Consider the following 6306-nt stretch of genomic DNA (forward strand, 5'->3'; position numbering starts at 1 on the left):
TGGTGGCCGCGTCAGCGGGCGGGCAGGACGGGCAGGTCGTACACGCGGCGGATGCTGCTGGGCGCGGCGCTGAGGTCGGCACCGTAGACGTGGAGCGAGATGGCCGTCTCGTCACCCGTGTTGTGGACCCGGTGGATGTCACCGGGCGGGGCGAAGCCGCTGACCTCGCCGACACGGTTGGCCGCGCGGCCGATCTCGGTGAGGTGGTCGCCGTGGTCGCGGTAGAGCGTCTCGTACTCCACGCCCTGAAGCACGCCGAAGACGCACCAGGCGATGTGGTCGTGGATCGCGGTCCTCTGGCCGGGCCGCCAGACCACGGCCACGATCGAGAACGCCGTCTCGGCGTGGAGGGTGTGGCCGACGTAGCGGTCAGGGTCCCCGAGGCGCTCCTGCGCGGTGAGGATCTCCGGGGGCGGCAACCACCGGCGCAGCAGGTCGGCCACGGCGAAAGCCGTCGCCCGCGGTCCGGCGGAGGGGCTGACGAGCTCCCTGACCCCCGTGACCAGCTCCGGCAGGCCTGGGCGGGTGAGCGTCATCGTTGTCATGGTTTCAGGGTGCGCCCGGCGCACCCATAAGGTCTAATGCCTATTTTTCGCTTCATTCATAGATATGATTAATAAATGCTTGATCTCGTGCGGCTCCGCGTCCTGGCCGCGGTGGCCAGGCACGGCTCGGTGACCGCGGCGGCCAGGGAGCTGCACTACTCGCAGCCCTCGGTGAGCCACCATCTCGCCAAGCTCGAAGCCGAGACGGGGGCCAAGCTGGTCCAGCGGGCCGGCCGGGGCATCCGGTTGACCGAGGCGGGCCGGCTGCTGGCCGAGCGGGCCATCGAGATCATCGGCCGCATCGACTCGGCCTCGGCCGAGCTCTCCGCGCACGTGGGCCTGCGCGCGGGCCGGGTCAGGCTGGCCGCCTTCCCCTCGGCGCTGGGGACGTTCGTGCCCCGGGCCGCCGCCACCCTCACCGAGCGGCACCCCGGCCTGGAACTGCGGCTGACCGAGACCGAGCCGCCCGACGCGCTGCGCATGCTCCGGGCGGGCTACGTGGACGTGGCAGTGATCTTCCGCTACGACGACACCGCCCCCGAGGACGAGGGCATCCGCCTGACCCACCTGCTGGACGACCCCAGCTACCTGGTCACCTCGGACCGGACCGGTGACCTGGCTTCGCACCGGCGCTCCCGGTGGATCGGCGGCTGCGACCGGTGCCGCAGCCACCTGCTCGACCTGTGCGCCAGGGAGGGCTTCGAACCGGAGATCTCCTTCACGACGGACGACGTCGTCGCCGTCCAGGCCCTGGTCGCCGCCGGGATGGGGGTGACGGTCCTGCCCGGTCTCGCCCTGCGGTCCCATCGCAACGCCGAGGTGAACGCGATCGAGATCCCCGGTTCGACCCGCCACGTCTACGCCGCCACCTACGGCGAGCCCCCCGACCCACCGGCCACCGTCGCTCTGATGACCGCCCTCGCCTCGGTGACGAACCCATAGCTCCCCGGCCTCGAACAGAACGCGCGAACCGCCGTCACCGCCGGTCCCGAGGGCGACGCCGACGGCCCCGCCGCCGTGCCGCGAAGGACCCGCACGGGCCGCCGCCGTGCCGATGAGGACCCGCACGGGCCGCCGCGACGGAATGCGCGGGCGGCGGCGTCCGCCCCGTTCATCGCGGCCGTTCCGGCGGACGGCCCGAACGGACGGCCCGAACGGACGGCCCGAACGGACGGCCGGATCCGCGGACGTCCCGAGCGGTCGAGCCTGCGATTGGCTAGCCTCGGGTGGTGTCCATACCGATCGTTGTGATCCGCGATGTCACCGTGGAACTCGGCGGCGATCCCGTTCTCCGCGACGTCAGTCTGACGGCCGCGGCCGGTCAGGTCGTCGCGGTCGTCGGTGCGAACGGCGCGGGGAAGTCGACGCTGCTGCGCTGCCTCGCGGGGCTGCACCCCATGACCTCCGGCGAGCTGCGGGTCCTGGGCGGCCCACCCCGGGACGACGCCGCCTTCTGGCGCGACGTCGCCCTGGTCGGCGACGAGCCGGCCTGGTACCCGGGGCTGACGGTCCGCGAGCACCTGGAGCTCGCGCATGCCGTCCACTCCCCGGCCCGGCTGGCGGTCGGAGCGGCGCTGGACCTGTTCGACCTGCGCAAGCGCGCGGACGCGTCCCCCCTGGCCCTCTCCACCGGCCAGCGGCAGCGGCTCTCCCTGGCGGCCGCCCTGCTGCGGCCGAGCAGGCTGCTGCTCCTGGACGAGCCGGAGCGCGGACTGGACAAGGCCTTCCGCGAGCGCCTGGGCACGATCCTGTCGGAGTACGCGAGCACGGGCGGCACGGTGGTCATGGCGACCCACGACCACCGGCTCGTCGAGACCACCCGGGCGCGGCAGGTCACGCTGGCGGCCGGGCAGGCGGTGAGCACGGGATGACCGCGGTCCGTGACGTCCGCGCCTTCATCAGGTCCCGCGCCGTCACCCCGGCGGGCTGGCTGGACCGGTACGAGGCGCTGTTCGGGCTGGCGATGGCGGGGGTGGTGCTGGCCCAGCCGATCTCGTCCGCGCTCGCCGCGATCAGCCGCCCGGCGGACCCGTCGCGCGCGGGTGCCGGGCTCGCCCTGGTCCTGCTCGCCTACGCGGGCTTCCTCGCCATCGCCCGTGCCCTCGGCCCCGTCGCGCTTCCCGCCGCCGACGCCGCCTGGCTCCTGCTCTCCCCGCTGCACCGCCGCGGCGTGCTGGGACGGACGGCGGCGCTCCTGCTGGGAGTGTCCGTGCTCGCCGGGGCCGCGTTCGGCGTCGGCGCGCTCGCCGTCCTGGGCGCGCCGGACCAGCTGACGCTGCGGCTGGTCACGGCCGTGCTCCTCGGCGTCTCGGCGGGTGTCGGCGGCATGGCGCTGACCGTGCTCTCCCAGTCGTCGCCGACCTGGGAGCCGTGGCTGAACGCGGTTCTCGTGACGACCACGCTGCTGGCCGTGGCAGCCACGCTCGCGGCGGTGAACAGCCCGCTGCGGCGTCTCCTGGCCGGCCTCACGAACGCGCCCGCGCCGCCGGGCGCGCTCCTGGCCGGGCTCGCCCCCGCGGCCGTCGGCATGGATCCGGGAGCGCTGACCTGGATCACCGAGGACAACCACTGGCGGGGGCGCGTCCTGCGCTCGCGCCGCTGGCCGCGGTTGCCCGCCCCGCAGGCCCTGGCCTGGCAAGAGTGGCGCCGCCTGGGACGGCGCCCCGGGCGGCTGGCCGCCCTGTTCGGGTCCGCCGTCCTGCCCGTGCTCGCGGCCCGCGCGGCCGGCGGCGCCACCGCGGCGGTGCTGGGCGCCGTGCTCGCCGGGGCGCTGGCCGCCGCGGTCGCGGGCACCTGGGGTGCGCGGCGCGACGCCGACAATCCCGCCCTGGCCCGGCTGCTCGGGGTCGGGGCCCGCGCGGCGCTGGCCGCGCGGTCACCGCTGCCGGCACTGCTGGGCGGCGCCTGGCTGACCCTCGCCCTGACCGGCCTGACCCTGTCGGGCGCGCTCGCGGCGGGCCCGTGGTGGCTGTTCGGGCCGCTCGCCGCCCCCGCCCTGGCCGCCGGGGCCCTGCGGATGGCCCGCCGCAGGCCGATCGACCACACGATGCCGGTCATCGAGACTGCCGGCGGGGCGGTGCCGACGGGTCCGCTCATCTGGGGGATGACCGGCGTGGACGTCGCGGTGCTCGGCTGCCTCCCGCTGGTGGTGGCGCTGGCCGTCCAGCCGCCCGCCCTCACCGCCTTCCTGACCGTCCAGGCGTTGACCGGGACGGCCGCCCTGCTGGGCTACCTGCTCCGGGCGGAGACGGGCGGACGTCTCCGGGCCTGACGGCCACCGGCTCTCACCCCGCGCGGGAAGACCTCACCGGTGCGCGGTCCAGGCACGGGAAGCCGGAGCCGAGGCGGTCCGCCCCGGCGGGTGCCGGGCCGGAGTAAGAGACAAGCCTCGGGTCCTCTGAGGTCTTTGTGGCCTCACCGCCCCTGGACCTGCGCCTTGTGCCATGGCAGGCGAGCACCGTCGGTGGCGCCCCGGACCCGGACCGGGGCGCATGCGGCGGCCCCGCCCTGTCAGGGCAGGCTCTCAGGCCAGCAGGAACTTCAGCCGGTCGTCGGCCAGCCACGGCGCGATCTCGACGATCTCCGCGCTGACGACGTCCTGTTCGACGAACGGGTCGGCCGCCACGCGAGCCTCCAGTTCCTCCCGCGACGTGCCGTGGGCCACGATCGCGCCGCCCGCTCCCGGCTGGATGCCGCCGACCAGCAGGAACACGCCGTCGTCGACACCGCGCTCGATCCACTCCTGATGAGCGGGCATGTGCTGTTCCGCAGCGCTCTTGTTGGCGGAGAACCGCAGCAACACCACGAACATGTATGTCTCTCCGATCGTTGGAAGTGGCCGCGTCAGGCGTTCGCCGACGCGGTGTCGTCGGGCACGGCGCCGGTGGCGCTGTCGGGGTCCGCGGCGTACCGGCTCAGCCAGTGGTGCATCCGCTGAACCTCGCGGCGGATGAAGTCCTCGTCCCGGAAGGCGTGCGCCAGCGTGGCGACGCCCTGGCTGAAGGCCAGGACGTGCATCGCCAGCGCATCGGCCTGCGTCTCGTGTCCCAGTCGCGTGAACTGCTCGCGCAGCCACGCCCGAAAAAGCGTGAACAGGCCGCCGGCCTGGTCCAGTGCGGGGTGCTCGAGTTTGGCCAGCTCCGTGGTCAAGGTGCCCACCGGGCAGCCGTAGCTCTGGATGTCGGCGCGGTTGGTCACCACGATCTCGACGAACCTGCGGATCCGGCCGAGGGGATCGGCCTCCTCGGCCTCCCACTGCTTGAGCATCCGCCGCCTGGCGTCCAGCCGCGCGGCGATCACCGCGCCCAGGATGTCGTCCTTGGATTTGAAGTGGTAGTAGAAGTTCCCCCGGGAGATGTGCACGGCCTGCGCGATCGCCGCGAAGGACGTGTGTTCATACCCCTGCCGGTAGAACAGCTGATCGGCCGCCTCGACGATCTGCTCCCGGGTCGTCGCACCACCCACTGCCTCGCACCTCCCGCATTCCCGGTCACCTCACAGAACCGCTCCAGGACAGCCGTCCCAGGAGGAGTATTAGGACAGTCGTCCTACGCGATGTCAACTCGGGAGGGCATGGTTGAGCCGAAGGCATCACGGTGGTGAAGATGTTCGGGCAGGCCAAGCGACGGCTTCCGCTGCGACGCCCGCGCGTTGCCCTGGTGGTCGGCCGGTTCGGAGAGGCGGTGCCAGCGAGTGTCACACCCGCATGAGGGGTTAGCGCGAGCGCTGGCCGAGACGGAGCAGCAGGTGCGCCGCTACCGGCGGCTCGTCGAGGCCGATCCCGACCGTCACTCTCCCGGCCTGGCGAGCGCGTTGGACGCCCATGCCCTCCTCCTCGGCCTGTCGGCCCGTCGGAAGGACGCGGTGCCGGTCGCCCGGGAGGCCGTCGACCTCTACCGTGACCTGACCAGAAGAAAGCCCGACGAATACGCCTCGGCCTTCGCCTCGTCGCTGATCAACCTCGGCAACCAGCTGGCCGAGCTCGGCCATCACCACCACGCCCTCGTTCCCATGCGAGAAGCCGTCGAGCTGTGTCGCCACCTCGCCTCGGCCGGCCCGGAACTGGTCTCGTCACTGGAGTTCATCGGCATCAAGCTGGGCGAGATGGGCCGCCATGACGAGGGCATGCGGCTGATGAGGGCGGGACGCCTCGACGACGCCCTCGTTCTCTTCCGGCAAGTGATCGACGTCCTGGACGGAGAATCGGCCGCCGCCGCGATGGCATCTCCGCTGCACAACCTCGCTTTCGTGCTGACGAAGCTCGGCCGATACGGCGAAGCCCTCGGCCCTCTCGACCGTGCCGTGCACATCCACCGCGCCCTGGCGACGTCCGACGCCAGGCGCCTGCCGCAGCTCGCCTCGTCCCTGAACAACCTCGGCTGGCTCCTCCTGGCGCTCAGCCGGTTCGAGGACGCCCTGGTCCCCCTGAACGAGGCCGTCGCTCTCTACCGCCGGCACGTCGAATCGCCCGACGGGCACGCACGCAGCCTCTACAACCTCGGCGTCGGGTTGGGGCACCTCCGGCGCCACCGCGAGGCCGTGACCGCGACCGAGGAAGCCGTCGACCTGCTGCGCCCGCTGGCCGCCTCCGACTCCGGCGCTCACCGCGCCGGCCTCGCGGACGCACTGACCTGGCTCGGCAAGCAGCTCAGGCACCTCGGTCGCCACCACGAGGCCCGCGCCGCGGAGCGTGAGGCCAGGCGCCTCTAGTACTACAGCCTGATTTCGTGATGTTGGAGCCAGCGTTTCCAGTAATGGCTGG

7 protein-coding genes are annotated in these 6306 nt (G+C 73.0%); 4 read left to right on the forward strand and 3 right to left on the reverse strand.

The features are described from left to right. Positions 1-11: 11 nt before the first annotated feature. The gene (locus ABD841_RS12825) at positions 12-545 is read right to left on the reverse strand and encodes a cysteine dioxygenase family protein (protein ID WP_344970928.1); all 534 of its coding nucleotides are present in this window, start codon (positions 543-545) and stop codon (positions 12-14) included. Positions 546-620: 75 nt separating this feature from the next. Here ABD841_RS12825 and ABD841_RS12830 point away from each other — a divergent pair, with 75 nt between their 5' ends. From ABD841_RS12830 to ABD841_RS12840, 3 genes are all read left to right on the forward strand, one after another. Further along, positions 621-1487 carry a LysR family transcriptional regulator gene (locus tag ABD841_RS12830; protein ID WP_344970930.1) on the forward strand — a complete coding sequence of 289 codons (867 nt, stop codon included), beginning with the start codon at positions 621-623 and terminating at the stop codon, positions 1485-1487. 287 nt (positions 1488-1774) lie between these two features. Then, positions 1775-2416 carry a heme ABC exporter ATP-binding protein CcmA gene (gene ccmA / locus ABD841_RS12835; protein WP_344970932.1) on the forward strand — a complete coding sequence of 214 codons (642 nt, stop codon included), beginning with the start codon at positions 1775-1777 and terminating at the stop codon, positions 2414-2416. After that, the gene (locus ABD841_RS12840) at positions 2413-3816 is read left to right on the forward strand and encodes a DUF6297 family protein (RefSeq protein ID WP_344970934.1); all 1404 of its coding nucleotides are present in this window, start codon (positions 2413-2415) and stop codon (positions 3814-3816) included. Before ccmA ends, ABD841_RS12840 begins: the two co-directional genes overlap by 4 nt. A 252-nt stretch (positions 3817-4068) precedes the next feature. On the opposite strand, the gene ABD841_RS12845 is transcribed toward ABD841_RS12840, so the two are convergent. Continuing rightward, positions 4069-4356 (reverse strand): YciI family protein, encoded by a 288-nt coding sequence (locus tag ABD841_RS12845; protein WP_344970936.1) that lies wholly within the window; start codon positions 4354-4356, stop codon positions 4069-4071. A 32-nt stretch (positions 4357-4388) separates the two neighbouring features. Then, positions 4389-5009: a TetR/AcrR family transcriptional regulator gene (locus ABD841_RS12850; RefSeq protein ID WP_344970938.1), complete on the reverse strand. Its 621-nt coding sequence runs from the start codon at positions 5007-5009 to the stop codon at positions 4389-4391. Positions 5010-5237: 228 nt separating this feature from the next. On the opposite strand from ABD841_RS12850, the gene ABD841_RS12855 reads away from it, so the two are divergent. Beyond that, positions 5238-6254, forward strand: coding sequence for a tetratricopeptide repeat protein (locus tag ABD841_RS12855; protein ID WP_344970941.1), 1017 nt, complete (start codon positions 5238-5240; stop codon positions 6252-6254). The last annotated feature ends 52 nt before the right edge of the window (positions 6255-6306 follow it).

The sequence above is a fragment of the Streptosporangium fragile genome, assembly GCF_039534445.1.
Lineage (GTDB): Bacteria > Actinomycetota > Actinomycetes > Streptosporangiales > Streptosporangiaceae > Streptosporangium > Streptosporangium fragile.

Bases quoted from the DNA above. Each gene is read 5' to 3' on its own strand.
- ABD841_RS12825 (WP_344970928.1), bottom strand. From the start codon at position 545: ATGACAACGATGACGCTCACCCGCCCAGGCCTGCCGGAGCTGGTCACG.
- ABD841_RS12830 (WP_344970930.1), top strand. From the start codon at position 621: ATGCTTGATCTCGTGCGGCTCCGCGTCCTGGCCGCGGTGGCCAGGCAC.
- ABD841_RS12840 (WP_344970934.1), top strand. From the start codon at position 2,413: ATGACCGCGGTCCGTGACGTCCGCGCCTTCATCAGGTCCCGCGCCGTC.
- ABD841_RS12845 (WP_344970936.1), bottom strand. From the start codon at position 4,356: ATGTTCGTGGTGTTGCTGCGGTTCTCCGCCAACAAGAGCGCTGCGGAA.